This is a genomic window from Psychromonas aquatilis (assembly GCF_038155185.1).
GTDB classification, from domain to species: domain Bacteria; phylum Pseudomonadota; class Gammaproteobacteria; order Enterobacterales; family Psychromonadaceae; genus Psychromonas; species Psychromonas aquatilis.
On the sequence record NZ_JBAKAZ010000009.1, the window covers coordinates 60,732 to 79,136 of the forward strand.

The 18,405-nt window shown below is 38.8% G+C and carries 16 protein-coding genes; 13 read left to right on the plus strand and 3 right to left on the minus strand.

The window, feature by feature from the left end; translation table 11 throughout:
* Window positions 1-449: 449 nt before the first annotated feature.
* The 9 genes from V6256_RS04040 to V6256_RS04080 all read left to right on the plus strand — a co-directional run bounded on the left by V6256_RS04040 (window position 450) and on the right by V6256_RS04080 (window position 11,043).
* Entirely contained in the window at window positions 450-1,184 is a 735-nt protein-coding gene (locus V6256_RS04040) for a ribonuclease activity regulator RraA (RefSeq protein ID WP_341596781.1), read from the plus strand.
* 120 nt (window positions 1,185-1,304) lie between these two features.
* Window positions 1,305-2,270: a Bug family tripartite tricarboxylate transporter substrate binding protein gene (locus V6256_RS04045; RefSeq protein WP_341596782.1), complete on the plus strand. Its 966-nt coding sequence runs from the start codon at window positions 1,305-1,307 to the stop codon at window positions 2,268-2,270.
* 55 nt (window positions 2,271-2,325) lie between these two features.
* The gene (locus V6256_RS04050) at window positions 2,326-2,808 is read left to right on the plus strand and encodes a tripartite tricarboxylate transporter TctB family protein (RefSeq protein WP_341596783.1); all 483 of its coding nucleotides are present in this window, start codon (window positions 2,326-2,328) and stop codon (window positions 2,806-2,808) included.
* Between the two features lie 3 nt (window positions 2,809-2,811).
* Window positions 2,812-4,323, plus strand: coding sequence for a tripartite tricarboxylate transporter permease (locus tag V6256_RS04055; RefSeq protein ID WP_341596784.1), 1,512 nt, complete (start codon window positions 2,812-2,814; stop codon window positions 4,321-4,323).
* Between the two features lie 65 nt (window positions 4,324-4,388).
* On the plus strand, window positions 4,389-5,966 hold the full coding sequence (locus V6256_RS04060) for an aldehyde dehydrogenase (NADP(+)) (protein WP_341596785.1): 1,578 nt from the start codon (window positions 4,389-4,391) through the stop codon (window positions 5,964-5,966).
* 430 nt (window positions 5,967-6,396) lie between these two features.
* Entirely contained in the window at window positions 6,397-7,107 is a 711-nt protein-coding gene (locus tag V6256_RS04065; protein ID WP_341596786.1) for a FadR/GntR family transcriptional regulator, read from the plus strand.
* A gap of 328 nt (window positions 7,108-7,435) precedes the next feature.
* Window positions 7,436-8,104 carry a glutathione S-transferase family protein gene (locus tag V6256_RS04070; RefSeq protein WP_341596787.1) on the plus strand — a complete coding sequence of 223 codons (669 nt, stop codon included), beginning with the start codon at window positions 7,436-7,438 and terminating at the stop codon, window positions 8,102-8,104.
* A gap of 96 nt (window positions 8,105-8,200) precedes the next feature.
* Window positions 8,201-9,328 carry a zinc-binding dehydrogenase gene (locus tag V6256_RS04075; protein ID WP_341596810.1) on the plus strand — a complete coding sequence of 376 codons (1,128 nt, stop codon included), beginning with the start codon at window positions 8,201-8,203 and terminating at the stop codon, window positions 9,326-9,328.
* A 1,085-nt stretch (window positions 9,329-10,413) separates the two neighbouring features.
* Window positions 10,414-11,043 carry an SGNH/GDSL hydrolase family protein gene (locus V6256_RS04080; protein WP_341596788.1) on the plus strand — a complete coding sequence of 210 codons (630 nt, stop codon included), beginning with the start codon at window positions 10,414-10,416 and terminating at the stop codon, window positions 11,041-11,043.
* Between the two features lie 450 nt (window positions 11,044-11,493).
* Here V6256_RS04080 and V6256_RS04085 read toward each other — a convergent pair whose 3' ends face one another.
* Together V6256_RS04085 and V6256_RS04090 are read right to left on the minus strand one after the other, a co-directional pair.
* The gene (locus V6256_RS04085) at window positions 11,494-11,943 is read right to left on the minus strand and encodes a DoxX family protein (RefSeq protein WP_341596789.1); all 450 of its coding nucleotides are present in this window, start codon (window positions 11,941-11,943) and stop codon (window positions 11,494-11,496) included.
* Window positions 11,944-11,994: 51 nt separating this feature from the next.
* Window positions 11,995-12,588, minus strand: a complete 594-nt coding sequence (locus V6256_RS04090) for an FMN-dependent NADH-azoreductase (RefSeq protein WP_341596790.1) — start codon at window positions 12,586-12,588, stop codon at window positions 11,995-11,997.
* A gap of 287 nt (window positions 12,589-12,875) precedes the next feature.
* Between V6256_RS04090 and V6256_RS04095 the strand changes: the two genes are divergently transcribed.
* Both V6256_RS04095 and V6256_RS04100 read left to right on the plus strand, forming a co-directional pair.
* A complete protein-coding gene (locus tag V6256_RS04095; RefSeq protein ID WP_341596791.1) occupies window positions 12,876-13,781 on the plus strand; it encodes a LysR family transcriptional regulator in 906 nt (301 codons plus the stop codon).
* A 175-nt stretch (window positions 13,782-13,956) separates the two neighbouring features.
* The gene (locus V6256_RS04100; RefSeq protein WP_341596792.1) at window positions 13,957-14,649 is read left to right on the plus strand and encodes a pirin family protein; all 693 of its coding nucleotides are present in this window, start codon (window positions 13,957-13,959) and stop codon (window positions 14,647-14,649) included.
* Window positions 14,650-14,834: 185 nt separating this feature from the next.
* Here the strand turns inward: V6256_RS04100 and V6256_RS04105 are convergent, their stop codons facing one another.
* Complete coding sequence (locus V6256_RS04105; RefSeq protein WP_341596793.1) at window positions 14,835-15,785, minus strand: LysR family transcriptional regulator; 951 nt, start codon at window positions 15,783-15,785, stop codon at window positions 14,835-14,837.
* 141 nt (window positions 15,786-15,926) lie between these two features.
* Between V6256_RS04105 and V6256_RS04110 the strand changes: the two genes are divergently transcribed.
* The gene (locus V6256_RS04110) at window positions 15,927-16,925 is read left to right on the plus strand and encodes an NADP-dependent oxidoreductase (RefSeq protein WP_341596794.1); all 999 of its coding nucleotides are present in this window, start codon (window positions 15,927-15,929) and stop codon (window positions 16,923-16,925) included.
* Between the two features lie 268 nt (window positions 16,926-17,193).
* Complete coding sequence (locus tag V6256_RS04115; RefSeq protein ID WP_341596795.1) at window positions 17,194-17,865, plus strand: haloacid dehalogenase type II; 672 nt, start codon at window positions 17,194-17,196, stop codon at window positions 17,863-17,865.
* Window positions 17,866-18,405: the final 540 nt, after the last annotated feature.

An 18,405-nucleotide genomic window follows, 5' to 3' on the forward strand; every position in this document is an offset into this window, starting at 1 on the left:
TAAAACTTTCAATTTCCTTACATAACAAATGCTCTTCATTAAATATTTTTAACTTCATCACCTTACACTTCTTTCACCCCACACATACTTCACACTTCTCCCTCCTAAAAAGTTGTAAAAATATGTAAAAAAAACAACAAAGGCAACGATGCAAATTTAAACCAAAATATCCAGTTAAAATAAAATAAAATTACAAAATAGCAAAGTAAATCACACTACAAAAACAACAATAAAAATAAATCACATTAAAAACAGCAACTTAAAAAATTAATGTGAAAGTGAAAAATAAATTAAAAAGAAAGATGATTAAACATGCGCAAGATCCCATTAATAAAGAAATTGAGACGCCGCCCCTAAATTAGTAATAATTAGTAATAATTAGTTTGAGTAAAAAAATTCTTCTGGGTATCTTGTTGATGGTTAAAAACAAAACAAAAAGGAGATTATTAATGAACACTAAAAGTAATATTCAAGAGTTAGATGAGCAGGTAAAAGCAAGATTCCATAAGGTTTCTACAGCAACTCTACATACAGCTCTCTTCAAAAGAGGATTTCGCAACACATTCATTCAAAATGTGAGTCGCGTCAATACAAAAAAGGTCAAAATGGTTGGTCAAGCTTTCACGCTACGTTACATACCAGCTCGTGAAGACCTCGATACTGTTATTGCTTTTAAAGACCCTGAACACCCTCAACGCAAAGCTGTTGAAAATGTGCCTGAAGGCATGATCCTTGTATCTGATTGTCGTCAAGATGCATCAGCGGCATCGGCAGGAAGTATCTTATTGACCAGGTTAGCGTTTAGAAAATGTGCAGGTTTTGTTTCAGATGCCGGTATTCGTGACTTTGATGAATCGGCAAAAATGGATTTACCTATCTTTTGTGCAAAACCAAGCGCACCAACGAATTTAACTAAGCATCATGGTATTGATCTTCAGGTACCAATCGGTTGCGGCGGTGTTGCTATATACCCTGGCGATGTTTTAGTTGGTGATGGTGATGGAGTGATGGTTATTCCCCTTGAAATAGCTGAGGAAATTTCACTAGAAGCCATTGCCATGGAAGATTTTGAAAAATATGTCATTACTAAAGTACGTAACGGAAGCAAAGTGATAGGTCTTTACCCACCAACAGATAAAGCCTTAGATGAATACAATCAATTAAAATTAACTGAAAATCTTTAACTAAAGGCATTTTTATTTCTTACTACAAACAATGACCAATATTAAACAGAAATAATGAGTTATTAAAATATTTAATGAGCTGTTTAGTTACTAATCGTTTTACAAAAAAGGAAAATAGTTATGTTATACAAAGGACTAAAAAATAAACTAATGTGTGCAATCGGAGCATGTCTATTGAGCACCTCAGTGATTGCTGCTGATTTCCCATCACGAGATATTCGCCTAATTGTACCATGGGCTGCCGGTGGTGGCGCTGATGGCATTTCTCGTAAAATTAGTAATATTGCAGAAAAAGAGTTACCTAAATCTATCTATGTTGAAAATATTAATGGTGCAGTTACAGCAACAGGCTTAATGCAAATGTCACGCTCTCGTCCAGATGGTCATACCATTGGAGTATTGACCTATGACAGTTTAATCACCTTGCCTCGTGGAAAAATGGTACCTGGCTATTCATTAGATAAAATGTCAATGATTGCTCGAATCACCAAGGAAGCGGATGCCGTTGTTGTTTCTAAACAGTCTGGTTTTAATAGTTTTGAAGAATTAATCGAAGCGGCAAAAGCAAAACCCAATACAATTCGAATTGGTGTAGCTCCCAAAGGTTCTGGCCCTTATTTAGCGGTACACCGCTTAGAAAAACTAACAGGCGTAGATTTCAATATTATTACTTACCCGGGATCATCTAGCGCAGAAACAGAAGCTTTATTATCAGGAGAGCTTGATGCAGCAATCTCAAGTTTAGGTGATTTTAGTGGCATTATTGAGTCTGGTGATGCAAAAGGAGTCGTCGAACTTTCTTCTGAACAAAATCCCTCATACCTAAATGTTCCACCTATTAAAACCTTTGGTTATGAATTAGAGACAGGTAGCTTTATTTTATTAGCAGCACCTAAAGGTACACCTAAAGAAGCGATTACAACGCTTGAAAACGCGTTCAAAACAGCTTACGACAGCAAAGAATTCAAAGAATGGATAGTTAAAGTAGGTGTAACTCCAAGTTGGTTAGGATCAGCAGAGGTACAAACTTGGATTGATGAACTTCAATCTAGCACGTTTAAAGAAATGGATGCATTAGGTCTATAAAGGCTTGGTAATAAGTGCGCCTCAGATAAAACTCTAAGGCGCAAATGGAGGGATTATGCTTTTAAACAAGAATATTATATTTTACTTTTTACTTTTTTTTCTTTCAGTTGGGTACTTCGTTGTTGCAATTAATTTAGGTGCACCGGTTGTTAACAATGGCTTACAACCATCCGCTTTTCCTTTACTTATTGGCCTTTTTGCCATGATGTTCAGTTCAATTTTATTGTATAGAGAAATCAAATTAATAAAAAGTAAAGGCTCCTGTTTAGCAGTTGACTCTGAGATAAATGAGACTGCATCAATAAAAGATAGACTTGCACCGTTTGCCATCATGCTATCTATCTTCTTATACATCTTACTCTTTTCACCTTTAGGGTACTTTTTGTCGTCTCTTTTATTTGTTCTTTCGATCATTATTATTTTTTCATCAGTGGATAAAGTGATTCAAAAAATCATTATTTCTACTGTTATCGTCGCTTTTGGATATCTGGTATTTGAACAGATGTTTAATGTTCGACTTCCAGCATTATGGGGATAAGTCATGGAATTTATTAACCTTGTATTAAACAGCTTTTCATTATTGCTCTCTCCTCAAATCCTTATTTATGTGGTTGCTGGATTTTTGATCGGCACTATCTTTGCTTCCATTCCAGGATTAACAGCAACACTCGCACTTGCGTTGTTGCTCCCCCTCACCTATAGCCTTGATGTATCTACGGCATTAATGGCTTGTTCAAGTATTTACATGGCCGGTATGTGTGGAGGAAGTATTACAGCCACCACTATTAACATTCCGGGAGCTCCATCATCAATGATGACGGCGTTAGATGGTTATCCAATGCAATTGCAAGGTAAAGGTCCGCTTGCTTTAGGTCATGCTGCTTTTGGTTCAATGGTTGGTGGTGCGTTGGGTGCGATTCTATTAATAGCTCTTGCCCCGTTTGTCGCTGAAGTAGCCCTTTTAGTTAAAACCACAGGAAAATTCTCTTTATTAGCATTCGCGATTATAGTGATAGTAATTGCACAGCGAGGAAAAGTCGTAAAAGCAGGCATGGCAGCTTGTATAGGCTTAATGCTAGCAACAGTTGGCCTGGATGCAATGGAGCCAATGACACGATTTACTTTTGGCTCAAGTGAGCTTACTGCTGGTTTAGATTTAATGCCAATGATCATTGGTACCTTTGCCATCAGTGAAATTTTGATACAAGCTAAGTCCAATGGTTGTGCCGAAAAAATGGTTGATGCTTTGAAAAAGATCAAAATATGCCGACGTGACTTTATCCCACCATTATCAGAAATTCGTAAAGTGGGTCTGATGTGCTACCTAAAATCTAGTTTCATTGGTTATGCAGTTGGTACATTACCTGGTGCCGGTGGTTCAATGGGAAGCTTCTTAGCTTATGCAGAAACGGTACGTACTTCTGATGAACCAGAAACGTTTGGTAAAGGCAATCCCAAAGGGATTGTTGCTTCTGAAAGTGCAAATAATGCAGTATGCGGCGGCGCTTTAGTTCCTATGTTGACCTTTGGTATTCCAGGAGATCCTGTAACTGCAATCATGCTGGGCGTATTAGTCATTAATGGTATCCAACCAGGTCCTCAATTGATGTCTGGTCAAGCAGAATTAATCGCACCAATGCTGGCCTCATTAGTTTTTAGTGCATTGATACTTATCCCATTAACACTTTATCTACTTGGCCCATACTTCATAAAAATTGTCGCTATTCGTAAAGATATCCTTTATGGAATCATTTCTTTATTAGCGGTTGTAGGTAGTTATGTTGCAACATTCTCAACATTCCAAATGATGATGTCATTAGTTATGGGGATCTTAGCTTATTACCTTAGAAAACATGACTTCCCAGTAATAACGTTATTGCTCGGATTTATTCTTGGCCCTAATTTAGAAGAATTCTTGAGACGTTCACTATCACTGTCAAATGGTAACCCAATGACTTTCTTTACTAATTATGACAGCTTATTTTTTGTGATTTTAACATTGGTATTTGTTTACTTTCTAGCAATTAAAAAACCAATGAAAAAACCATACTAAGCAACTATCTACTCAAAAAATTTAAACTTAAAACACTAATATAAACAAAATAGAGGAGAATGAAGATGGAATTAACAGGACGACTATTAATAGGTAAAGCGAATGTTGCAGTTTCTACACCAGAAATTAAAGCAATCAACCCTGCCACTGGTGAACAATTAGCACCAGCTTATTACGCAGGCAGTATCGCAGAGGTCGACCAAGCATGTGAACTCGCTAAGCAAGCAAATGCTGAGTTCCGTCATTCATCTCTAGAAAAACGAGCTGTTTTTCTAGAAACTATCGCAGATGAAATAATCGCGATTGGTGATGCTTTAATAGAACGCACAATGTTAGAAACAGGACTCCCTCGCGGTCGTATCGAAGGAGAACGAGGCCGTACTTGTGGTCAATTACGCTTATTTGCAGAAGTGGTTCGTTCAGGTGAATCATTAGATTTACGTATTGACCCTGCAATGCCAGATAGACAACCACTGCCTAGAGTAGACTTACGCTTACAAAATATCGCTGTAGGTCCGGTCGCTGTATTTGGTGCAAGTAACTTCCCATTAGCCTTTAGTGTAGCTGGAGGCGATACTGCTTCAGCTTTTGCAGCAGGGTGTCCTGTTGTTGTTAAAGCACACTCAGCTCATCCTGGAACATCTGAAATGATTGGTCGAGCAATCCAATCTGCGGTTACAAAATGTGATTTACCTGAAGGTGTATTTTCTATGCTTTACGGAATAGGTAATGAATTGGGACAAGCATTAGTTACTGATCAACGTATTAAAGCAGTTGGGTTTACAGGCTCTCGTAGTGGAGGCCTTGCCTTAATGAAAATTGCACAAGCACGTACAGAACCTATCCCTGTTTATGCAGAAATGAGTAGTATCAACCCTGTCTTCTTGCTACCCGATGCACTTGAGGCTCGAGGCCACAAATTGGCAGAAGGATTTATTGGTTCATTAACCATGGGTGCAGGACAATTTTGTACAAATCCCGGAGTTGTGATTGCGTTAAGCGGTAAGGCACTTGATAAGTTTTTGTCAACAGCAACCACAACAATCCTTGATGCAGCACCGCAAACTATGTTAACTGCAGGTATTTATCAAGCTTATAAAGATGGTGTAAGTACCTTAGCTAAATCTAAATCAGTGAAATCGTTAGGTTACGGGATTGAAAGTAATCAACCAAATGGTTGTCAGTCTGGTTTATTTATTACCACCGCAGAAGACTTCTTAAAAGATCAAACATTACGAGATGAAATCTTTGGTTCAACATCTTTAGTCGTAGAGTGTAAAGATATTGATGAAATGCTATCCGTTGCATCACAACTTGAGGGACAATTAACAACCACATTGCAAATGGATGATACTGACTTAGATCTCGCTAAAGCATTATTACCAATACTGGAAGATAAAGCAGGCCGCATAATGGTTAACGGTTGGCCAACAGGTGTTGAAGTTTGTCATGCCATGGTACATGGAGGACCGTTCCCTGCGACATCTGATCCTCGCACTACCTCTGTAGGTAGTGCAGCAATTTATCGTTTCTTACGCCCGGTTTGTTACCAGAATTTACCACAAGCCCTTCTTCCTGAAACACTAACAGATAAAAACTCAGTTGACTTACCTCATTTATTTGATGGAAAACGTGTTAATTAACTTACCTTAACCGAAGATGGAGTTTGAAGTCATCAATACTTCATCTTCGAACTTATTTATAAATATCTCTGATTAATAGAGCGAAAGTTTCACAATCATTAAGGAACTAATTGGATATTTTTAAAAATGAATTGTCTAACGGGCGCCATATTATTAACGGGTAGATATCGTCTGAGTCCATTTTCGGATCATTACAAGCGCTAATAAATAAGATAAAACTTGTTATAAATAATAATAGACAGCCATATTGTATTTTGTCTAATTCAAACTTATTGATCCGATTAATTAATATTTTGATTAAGGTACTACAATTTTTCATATAAAACGGTAATATCGCGGTATTTTCATTTTTAAGTGAAAATTGAAACACTGTATTAAACCTAATAAAGCTTAGATAGCTTAATTGCTTAGACGCTGGAAAAATTAACTTATGAGCAAAATCAAACGCCTACCAACAAACCATCAACAATCATTAGGTGCAATCGTTTATGAACAAATACTGACAGCTATAATAGATGGTGTTTATGAGCTCAATTCTAAGCTACCTGCAGAGACACAATTATGTAAAGAGTTTAATGTTTCACGTCCGATCCTCAGAGAAGCCTTGGCTCGCCTTCGAGAAGATGACTTGATAATGTCTCGACGAGGATCTGGAAGTTACGTTATAAAAAAACCTGACAGCAACGTTTTAAAATTCTCACCTCTCTCAAGCATTTCAGATATTCAACGCTGTTTTGAATTTCGCGCTAATTTAGAATCTGAAGCTGCAGGTTTAGCTGCCAGTAGAAGAACAAGTACACAACTAGAAGATATTATTCAAGCATACGAAAGAATTAATATTGCAAATGCTTCAAGTAAACTTGCTACCGATGAAGACTTTAGTTTTCATTATGCAATCATCGATGCAGCAAATAATTACTTCTATAGTACAGTATTAAAATCTCTGGAAAAAAGTGTCAAAGAAGGTATTAATATCACTCGAAATTTATCCTTACGACACTCTCCTTCGCGATTAGAGCTTGTACAAAAAGAACACTTTGCAATTGTTACTGCAATACAGAATGGTGACTCAACTGCAGCTCGAGAAGCAATGAAAAGCCACCTCAATAATGCTCGTACTCGTATGTTCGATGGTGTTTAAAATATGACTTACAAGTTGAGTTAAACGCAGACTTAGCTAAGACACTTTAAAGTTCAGCTATTGAAATAAATGCAGAGTATCAATACATAAGGAGTTTCCCTTCATTATTGTCTTAAAAACAATAGTGTTCCGTGTTTATCCCCATATATCACCACATAAAAACAAGTAATAATGTATCCAACGTAAACCTTGTTAGTTTCGATGTTGTTACTTTGATTGTGTCACTACTCTTTCATGAAAGTGATTTAGTCTCATTGAAAAACAAGTTTTAGACACCATTTATAAATAAATCGCCTTAATACTTTATCTTAATAATAGAGAGTGAATTATGATTACTTTGCACGGTTTTGCCGCTAGTAACTACTACAATTTAGTGAAGCACGTATTACTCTATAAACAACTGCCCTTTCAAGAAAACCTCGTTTATGCAGGCAGTGAGGCGCTATTAGCTGTTAGTCCTGTTGGTAAAGTACCGGCTATTACTACGGCTGAAGGATTAAATCTTTCTGAGTCGAGCGTGATTTGTGATTTCTTAGAAGAAACATACCCAGAGATTCGACTCTATCCGCAAGACAATGGCGAGCGAGCTGTTGTGCGTCAAATAATGAAAATCGCAGAGCTTTATTTTGAACTGCCATGCAGACGATTTATTCCTTATGTTTTTTCCGGTACTGATGCTCCAGAGTCGCTTAAAGCTGAAGTACGTCAAGTATTAACACGCGGCATCACTGCTTTAAATCATCTATGTAAATTTACACCTTGGGTAGCTGGTAATGACTTTACTATGGCAGATATATACGTGTATTACGTGAATCAGATTGTTATTAAGTTTGGATCAAGTCAGCTTGATTGGGATGTCTTAGCTGACATACCAGGAATGAAGGCGTGGAATGATTCGATGGGTGAATCTGAAATTGCTCAACAGATTGCAGCAGATCGTGATGCGAATATGCCCGAATTTATTGAAAAAGTGACAGCGCTAATTAACGCTAAGTAAACCTGCTTTATTGGCATCAAAAATAAGCTAACAAATAAAAAAGCTAATCAATACAATCTATTAATTGGTTAGCAATCAAATTATGTTCAGGAGAATATATCAATGACAAATATCCAACTTACTTCAACAATCAGCGAAGACAACAAACTAACACTGGCTTTACAAGATATCGATATGCCACAGCCAGCTGACGATGAGGTTGTCGTTCGCCTTGAAGCTGCACCTTTAAACCCTTCTGATTTAGGTGTTTTATTTAATGCTGCAGATATGGCGAATGCGACACAATCAGGTACTCCTGAAAGCCCAGTGATCACTGCAGATGTTCCAGCTCAGTTTATGCCTTCTCTTGAGAAACGTGTTGGTAAAGCCGTCGCCGTTGGTAATGAAGGTGCAGGTACAGTGGTTGCAGCTGGTTCATCACCTGAAGCACAAGCTTTAATGGGAAAAATGGTTGCTGTGATCGGTGGCGGTACTTATCGTCAATTTATTAGTGCTAAAGCGCAAAGCTGTTTAGTTTTAAAAGAAGGTACAACGGCTAAAGAAGGTGCTTCATCTTTCGTGAACCCTTTAACTGCGTTAGCGATGGTAGAAACGATGCGTGCTGAAGGTCATAAAGCGATTATTCATGCAGCGGCAGCGTCTAACCTTGGACAAATGCTAAACCGTATTTGTATTGCTGATGGTATTGATTTAATCAATATTGTTCGTAAACCTGAACAAGAAAAGCTACTACGTGATATGGGTGCTAAATATGTTGTTAACTCTAGCAGTGAATCTTTCCTGACTGATTTAACAGATGCGATTACTGAAACAGGTGCAACGATTGCGTTTGATCCGATTGGTGGTGGTCAGTTAAGCAGTGATATCTTGAACTGTATGGAAGCCGCTGCAGCAAAAGAGATGGAAGAGCATACAATTTATGGCTCAGATACTTTCAAGCAAGTTTATATTTATGGTGCTCTAAACCGCGGCCCTATTACTATTAATCGTAACTTTGGTTTTGCATGGGGTATCAATGGTTTCTTATTGTTCAATATACTAGGTAAGCTAGGTACTGAAACTGTTGCAGCAATGCGTGAACGTATTGCGAATGAGATCACGACAACATTTGCTAGCCACTACACACATGAAGTGTCGCTATCAGAGATGTTACAATTAGATTCAATCGCTGCTTACGCTAAGTTAGCAACAGGTGAGAAATATTTAGTAAGACCACAAGCTTAATTGCTTATTTAGAGGAGTGAAATGCTCCTCTTAATCTCAAACGTTTAAAAGCAGAGGCAAATGTCTCTGCTTTTTTGTTGGGATAAAGAAAGTACTTTGTTTGTTACCTTGTTGCGTTGTTCTCGATGAATTTTTTTGGTTTTTTTTGGGATTGATGCAAGCAGGGAGACTAAAGTCACTGCCCTTGGTCAGCGGCTAATAGTTCCTTGGGGGCGGTGGCTTCAGCCTCCATTGAAGATGCTATTAGTGAAAGAAGGTACTTCGCTTATTACCTTGTTGCGTTATGCTCGATGAGTTTTTTTGGGTTTTTTGCTTTGGCGTAAGCAGGGAGACTAAAGTCACCGCCCCAGGATAAAAGTTAATAGTTCCTTGGGGCGGTGGCTTGAGCCTCCATTGAAGATGTTATGAATAGAAGAAATGACTTCGATCGTTATCTTGTTGCGTTATGCTCGATGAATTTTTGTTTTGGCTTTTTGCTTTGACGCAGGCAGGGAGACTGAAGTCACCGCCCCTAATGAGGGCTTTGGTTTTAGAAACGGGTAAACAGTAAATAGTTAGAATCTGAAAGTCCTTTGGGGCGGTGGCTTCAGCCTCCCTTGAAAATGCTATGAAGAGAAGAAAGCACTTCACTTGTTGCGTTGTACTCAATGATTTTTGTATTGGTTATTTGCTTTGACGCAGGCAGGGAGGCTAAAGCCACCGCCCCGAGATTAGAACTCTGCGACTCCTTTTTTCAGCCTCCATTGAAGATGTAATGAATAGAAGAAATGACTTCGCTCGTTATCTTGTTGCGTTATGCTCGGTGAATTTTGTTTTGGCTTTTTGCTTTGACGCAGGCAGGGAGGCTAAAGCCACCGCCCCTAAAGAAAGCTTTGGATTTTTGCTTTGACGCAAGCAGGGAGGCTAAAGCCACCGCCCCTAAAGAAAGCTTTGGTTTTTGGGTTGACGCAGGCAGGGAGAGTGAAGTCACCGCCCCGAAATTAGAATTTGCGTAGAAGCTATGGGTATGTTTGCTGGTTTTTACTTGTTAAGATAGTTGATGTGGCTATAAATCATTCGGTGTTACTACAGAGGAATATTGATAAATGAAAACGATTTTATGTTTTGGCGATTCTAATACTTGGGGATATTCACCTAGCGAAATGCGACGTTATGGTGTTTCTGAACGTTGGACTATGTTGTTGCAATCTCACCTAGCGGGTAAATACCGTATTATTGAAGAAGGATTAAATAGCCGTACTACTGTCTTTGAAGACCCTTTTGAAGCAGGTAAAAATGGATTGGATTATCTACTTCCTTGCCTTGGCAGCCACCACCCTGACCTAGTGGTTATTATGCTCGGCACTAACGATCTGAAATCAAGATACAATGTCACTGCCAGTGATATCTCTAAAGGTGCTGCGCGTTTGGTTGAAGTGGTCAAAAACTTTAAAAATAATTACATGACGAAACCACCAGCAGTGTTATTAATCTCTCCAGCGCATGTTTACGAGCTCGATAATGGCAAAGAAGGCTGGGATGGTGCACAAGCTAAATCTGAACAGCTTGCTAAATATTATGCTCTGCGAGCAGAAGAACTTGGTTGTCACTTTTTAGACGCAGCTGCGGTAGTAAAACCTTGTGATAAAGAAGGTATACATTGGCACTTGGAAGAACATCAAAAATTAGCAAGTAAATTAAGCGAGTTACTTCCAATACTGTTACCGCTGGATTAAAGCTATCTGCTAGTCATTATCGATGGTTCATCCTTGCAACCTTATCAACAAAATTGGATTGCAAGGTAGAAGTAAAAAGACGCTATATATTGCACTTAGAAGAACATCAAAAAACTAGCTAGTCAACTAAGCGAGTTACTTCCAACATTGTTACCATTGGATTAAAGCTAACCTGCAAATCATCATTATAAATAGCTAGCTGTCTTATGAACTTACCAACAAAATAAGTTGTAAGGCAGAAGTTAAAGGACGCTATACATTGCACTTGGAAGAGCATCAAAAATTAGCAAGTAAATTAAGCGAGTTGATCCCAACATTGTTACCACTGGATTAAAGCTAACCTGCAGTCATTATCGATGGTTAACTGCCTTGCAACCTTATCAACAAAATAAGCTTACAAGACAGAAGTAAAAGTGAGCCTTTCTTCAAGACAGTCACTTCTTTTGTTGGTTATTTATGAGCAGTACTGTTATGAATCAGGTTATCAATAGCGAATCGCCCTGCTCCTGAAAATGCTAGTGATAGGCTTGCTGCAAATAAAGCGAGTCCAAATTCGTAGCCATTGTTGGCAAGAAATAAACCGTTGCTGATATGAACGGTGAATATCGCAACTAGCATGGTGATCGCTAGTACCATTGCAGCGGGACGCGTCAATAGCCCTATTAATATTAGCAAACCACCAAAGAACTCTGCACTGCCAGCAAACAATGCCATTAAAAATCCCGGTGCTAAACCAATGGACTCCATAAACTGGCCTGTTCCGGTTAAACCATACCCGCCAAATAAACCAAATAGTTTTTGTGAACCGTGGGCGATAAAGATAATGGCAATCGGAATACGTAAAGCCAGTGCAGCATAACCAGCTTGTGAGCCTGTGATTTTGTTAAGTAAAGGGTTCATTTTTTGTCCTTATATAGGGTTTAGAAAATCAAGAGTGATTGATAATAATTGTTATAGTGAGATTTCACTGATCGCCTGCTGTGCAGCTGATAAACGCTCGTCACTGCCTGGCATGTTAAGCCCTTCTGCATAGATAAAAGTCACGTCTTTAATGCCGATAAAAGCCAAAAAGTCTTTTAAATATTGAGTTTGAGAATCTTTCTCTGTGCCTGCGTAAATACCACCTCGAGCAGCTACCACAATTACTTTTTTATTCGTCAATAATCCCACAGGTCCCTGTTCGGTATAACGAAAAGTGATACCCGCTCTTGCCACTCTGTCTACCCATGCTTTAAAGGTAGAAGGTATGCCGAAGTTGTACATAGGCATGCCGATCACAATCGTATCGCTCTCTTGAAGCTCTGCAATTAAATTATCAGATGTTGCCGCTAAATCAGCTTGCTGTGCAGTGCGATCTTTTGCTTCTGTCATCCATGCGGCCATTTCAGTTTGTGAAAGATGCGGTAAATTATCCGCCGCTAAGTCGCGCTCTACTACTTTCACTGTTGGGTCAGTAGCAAGCTGTGAAACCAGTGCTTGTCCTAGCTGATTCGATTGACCTTGCTCGCCATTTAAAGATGATTTAATAAATAAGATACTGCTCATAATAACTCCTTATAATCTGATAGTTGCTGTAACCGGCATTAATTAATGACGCTATTATTGAGTAAACCTAAGCAAATAAAAATTGCTTAATTACTAACATTACATTCTATTAAAACGAACGATTGACAGATTAACCAATCGCTTGTGATAATCCTTGTCTCGATGGTGTTCATTCTGTTTTATCGAATCTAAGTAAATTGAGTTTTAATCGGCAAAAGATCTAGCCTGAAACATCAAATTGAGCTTCTAACGATCACCCTAGTTATCACTCTATAAGTGAGTAAATCATGCTAAAAATTTCCTTAGAACAGTGGCGAATGTTTCATGCTGTGGTTGAGTTTGGGGGCTTTAATCAGGCTTCACAGGGCGTTTATAAAAGCCAATCCAGTATTCATAATGCGGTGAGCAAGATAGAAGCTTCGCTTGGCGTTAAACTGTTTACCATTCAAGGCAGAACAACGGTATTGACCGAAGCGGGCAAGATGATTTTAAAGCGCTCTCATTATTTGTTGGATGAGGCTAAAAAAGTCGAAGCGATTGGCATGACGCTCAGCCAAGGCATTGAAACACATTTAAAGATCGCCGTGGATGAGATTTTCCCGCGTGCGCTGCTTTATAAAGTATTAGAAGAGGTATCAGCGACATTCCCCTTAGTGCAAATTGAGCTATTAGAATCTATTTTAAGTGGTGCGAATGAAATGCTCCAGAATAATGATGCTGATATTGCTATTTCTCCTAATTTACTCGGGACTCAGTTTAGCGAACACCTGTGCCAGGTTAAGTTTGGTGCGGTTGCTAGCCCAGACCACCCGCTTCAGCAACTGCAACGCAAATTAACATTAGAAGATCTAAAGGGCTACCGCCAAATTGTGGTTAGAGATTCAGCTAAATTGAAGAATACAGAACGCGCCAATGAAGGCTGGTTAGAAGCAAATCAACGCTGGACAGTAAGCCATATGCAAAGCTCTATTGATATGATCAGTAAAGGATTAGGATTTGCTTGGCTACCACTCAGTTTGATTGAAGATCAATTAAACGATGGCAGCTTATTACCCTTAAAGCTTGAGGAAAACCGAGAGCGTACCGCACCACTTTATTTAGCCTATAAAGATATCGATAGCCTAGGCCCGGTCGCGCAATATTTTATCAATAAATTAAAAGCAAATTGTCCTAAACCATCAACCAGTGAGTAAAACCCTTCTCTGTATTAATGCCAGTGAATTAACATTGCATTGTCATGCCCAGTATCGCGTTTAATAAAATAAGATCATTCTCATTAATAGAACATTAAACGCGAAATTAACTAATTTTAACTGCTAGTTAAACCCATTAGTATCAACGCCATCAACTGCAATGAGGATTTAATTTATGAAATACATCAGAAAAGCACAAGACAGAGGCGTCGCTAATTTTGGTTGGTTAAAGAGCAAACACTCCTTCTCATTCGGTGACTACTACGACCCTAAACACATGGGAGTCTCAGTCTTACGCGTTATTAATGATGACATGGTCATGCCGGGGAAAGGCTTTGCTGAGCACGGTCATCGCGATATGGAGATTATCTCCTATGTGATTGAAGGTGCTTTAAAACATCAAGATAGCACTGGTAACGATTACCTTGTTTCTGCAGGTGAAGTGCAACGCATGAGCGCTGGCCGAGGTGTTAGGCACTCTGAATTTAATGCATCTGATACTGATAAAGTCTCGTTTCTACAAATTTGGATCCAACCAAATGTTAACGGTATTAAACCCAGTTATGAGCAAAAAAAGTTGCCACAAGATGGTCCATTGACCACGCTAGTGAGTCCAACTGGTGATAATGGCTCATTGTCAATCCATCAGGATGCATACCTGTCTCGATTGGTTTTAGAGAAAGATCAAAGCATTGCTTTGCAAACACAACAACGCATTGGTTATCTGCATATTATCAAAGGGACTATCACTGCTAACGGGCAAACTTTCGAACCAGGTGATGCTTTTGCGGTAGAGCCAATGCAGACAATAGATATTAAAAGCGAAACACAACTCGAAGCACTGTGGTTTGATTTACCTGAAGTCTAATCGAGCTCTATTGAACAGCGAAGCGACAAAGTAAATATCAGTCACTTCGCTTGAACTTGACCCATACTGGCATAACGCAACTCAATATTTATCGCCAGTTTTACCTTTGACAATTATTTAGCTTAGTACTCTCAACGCTCTCAACAATGCCATTTATAGTAAAGCGATATGCTCAGTCAGATAAGCTACTCTATGTGATAAATAGTATTGGCTAGATTTTTGTCTTGGCTCTCTTCAATTGTTTTAATGCGAGCTACTAAGAAGTCGATAGCCGCTTTTAATTTAGGTACACGGTAACGCTGCTTTTGATACAGTAAAAATAAACCTAAATTAGGATTTTGCGTCACAGTGATTGCCGGCTCTAAGGTTAATTCAACTAACTCCCCTGCTTCCAGTTTATCGACTAAAGCCCAGCGCGGAAGCATTAAGATCCCTTTGCCTTGAAGCGCTTTTTGTATTAACCAATCAGTATTATTAGTAATTAAATGCGCAGGCGCCGAGATATCTTGCCACTGTCCCTGTATTTCACATAACCAAGGTAAAGGGCCTGTCGGCGTTTTAAAATACAAACCTTGGTAATGGCGTAAACTTAGCGCATTCGTTGGCATCCCTTGCTGCTCAAGATAATCAGGTGATGCAACAGCAATGAAACGATTATCCATTAACTTAATGGCCACTACATGCTCATCTGGCGCATATCCACCTCGAATCGCAATATCCACTTGGTCGTAAGCTAAGGTTGTTAGCTCGTCGCTTAATGTTACGTTAAGGGTAATTTGTGGATAGCGTTCTGAAAACTCATCCAACAATGGCAATAATATCTGCTCACCAAAACCAACGGTTGAACTAATATTCAATACACCCATTGGCGTTGATTGATAGGTTCGGACGGACTCATCGGTTATTTCTAAGGATTGCACAATACTACTCACTTGCTGATAGTAGCGCTCTCCGATTTCTGTCAAGGTCACAACACGTGTGGTGCGCTTTAATAATGTCGCCCCTAATCCTTTTTCTAAATCTGCTATACGTCGTGATAAAGATGAAGCAGGAACTGAGAATTTTTCTGCTGCTTTAGTAAAACTGCCCGTTTCCACAACGCTGATAAAGTATTTTAACGCTCGTAATTGATCCAAAATAGCTCCTTTACTCACCATTATTGTCTAAAAGACAATAAACAAAGGCAAATTAGGTAATATATCTTATAAACTCAAAGGTGCATAATCATTTCATAACGTAACAGAACGCTTCATTCCCAACACAAAAAGGAATACATAATGACTACATTTACAGCGATTAACTTAATCAAACGCCCTGAAGGCGCACATATCGATTCATCATTATTTGAAGTTGTAGAAAAACAATTAGACAAAGCGGCACCTGGCCAAATTATTGTAAAACAAACGCTAATGTCATTAGATCCAGCAATGTTCGGCTGGATGAGTTCAGACAGAAACAGCTATATCCCGCCGGTTGAATTAGGTGACGTGATGCGCAGCTCTGGTATCGGAGAAGTGATCGAAAGTAACCACCCTGACTTTACTGTTGGTGACCGTGTAATGGGCATGATGGGTTGGCAAGAATATTACCTAGGCGACGGTAAAGGGTTAAACAAAGTAACAGCAGACCTACCAGATGAAAGCATTTTATCTGTCTTTGCTTTACCGGGCTTAACTGCAACACAAGGGTTATTCTACGTGGGTAAACCACAAAAAGGCGAAACGCTGATCGTAACTGGCGCAGCAGGTTCAGTAGGTTCAATTGTAGGTCAGTTAGCAAAAGCTGAAGGTTTACGAGTAATTGGTGTGGTTGGTAGCCAAGAAAAAGCAGATTGGATAGTTAATGAATTAGGCTTTGACGCTGCAATTAACTATAAAAGCGATGATTTAGATGGGCAATTAGCAAAAGCAGCACCTGATGGCATCGATGTGTTCTTTGAAAATACAGGTGGTCCAATCCAGTCATTGATTTTAGATCGCATGAATGCTCATGGCCGCGCGGTAGTATGTGGTTTGATATCAGATTATCACAGTGATGTACCTGCACCAGGACCAAGCTGGTTGAACGTGATTAAACGCCGTATCACTATTCAAGGCTTCACAATGCCAGATCACTTCCATGAAGTGCCAAAATTACTAGAGAAATTAACCCCGTATGTGATGGATGGAAAAATCAAACATCGTACGCATGTATTAGAAGGATTAACCTCTGCTATTGATGGATTGAATCTCTTCACAGAGAGCGCAAATAAAGGCAAACTAGTTGTTAAACTATAGTAACCAATTTGCTCGCTAACGATACAGGCCATGCATTTTAAATGTATGGCCTTTTCTTATAGGCAATTTTATCAACTTAAGTAAAACATTAAGCGCTATCATTTAATGGCAATTCACGACCTGCATCATAAAGATTAAGTAATACAATAAGATAGATGATAAATTTATCTGTATTTCAAAATAAAACTGGCGTTATTACGCGAGTAATGAGATTGTTAAACCTTGCTAGATCAGTCTACACACTGAAATACTTCACAGAGGATAGACCATGAAAAACCAGACCATTTTATTTGATATTAATGAAACCGTCCTAAATTTAAATCTACTGAAACCTAAATTTATGGCCGTGTTTAACGATGAAAGTACCCTAAACCTATGGTTTTCCCACTTACTTCACACCTCTACCGTCTGTTCACTAACGGGTAATAAGAGCGCTTTTGCGAGCCTTGCATCTGATGCCCTAGAAAATATTGCCGCGCGTAAAGGCGTTAAATTAAGCAGTGAAGATCGTGATCATATTCTCTCCACTTTTAGCAGTTTAAAACCGCATGACGATATCAAACCCTCGCTAGCTAAGTTACGTGCAAACGGTTATAAAACCATTGCCTTTTCAAATTCGTCATCAGCATTGATCAATAAACAAATCGACAACGCAGGCCTGCTTGAAGACTTTGACCAAATTATTTCAGTTGAAGAAACAGGTAGCTTCAAGCCGGATCCAAAGGTTTACCAGTATGCTGCTAAGCTACTGTCTCAACCTATCGATTCACTTCGCTTAGTCGCAACGCATGATTGGGATACACATGGCGCCCTTTCAGCAGGTATGTCAGCAGCTTATATCAATCGCTCTGGGACACCTTATCATCCGCAATATTTAAAGCCTGAGATTATAGCGAATGACATGAATGAGATTGTCGAGCAAATTATTGCTGCTAAATAAGCTTTTATTGGCATTATTTATATTATGCCAATCTTAGTAAAAATATGAGCTAATTGATTTATCTATTGCGATTAAAGCAACTCAAGATAGAGCATATAAAAAGGACAGATTTTAAAGTATTTGCCAGTAAGCAAACTTCATCTGAGTAAAATGCGATAAGGTAAAGAGCGAAGTGCTCTGTTTTATTCATTGCACCTACAAGGGAGGCTGAAAAAAGCAGTCGCAGAGCTTCTCCGCTCATAATACTAAGCTGACGCTTAATTCGCCCACCGCCCCAAAGGAATACTGAATTTCTACTTCGGGGCGGTGACTTTAGTCTCCCTGCTTGCATCAAAGTAAAAAACCAAAACAAATTTCATCTAAGTAATACCAATTATATTAAATAAGTGATCTAAATTTTGCGCAGGAAAAATGACTGAGTTCAAGGCGTAATTTGAGTTAAATAGTTGTTCTATTTACGAAAATTACAACGAAGAAATAAGTTATTTTAACAAGCAAAATAGATCAGTTAATTAGTGTGATTGGTATAAAATGCAACAA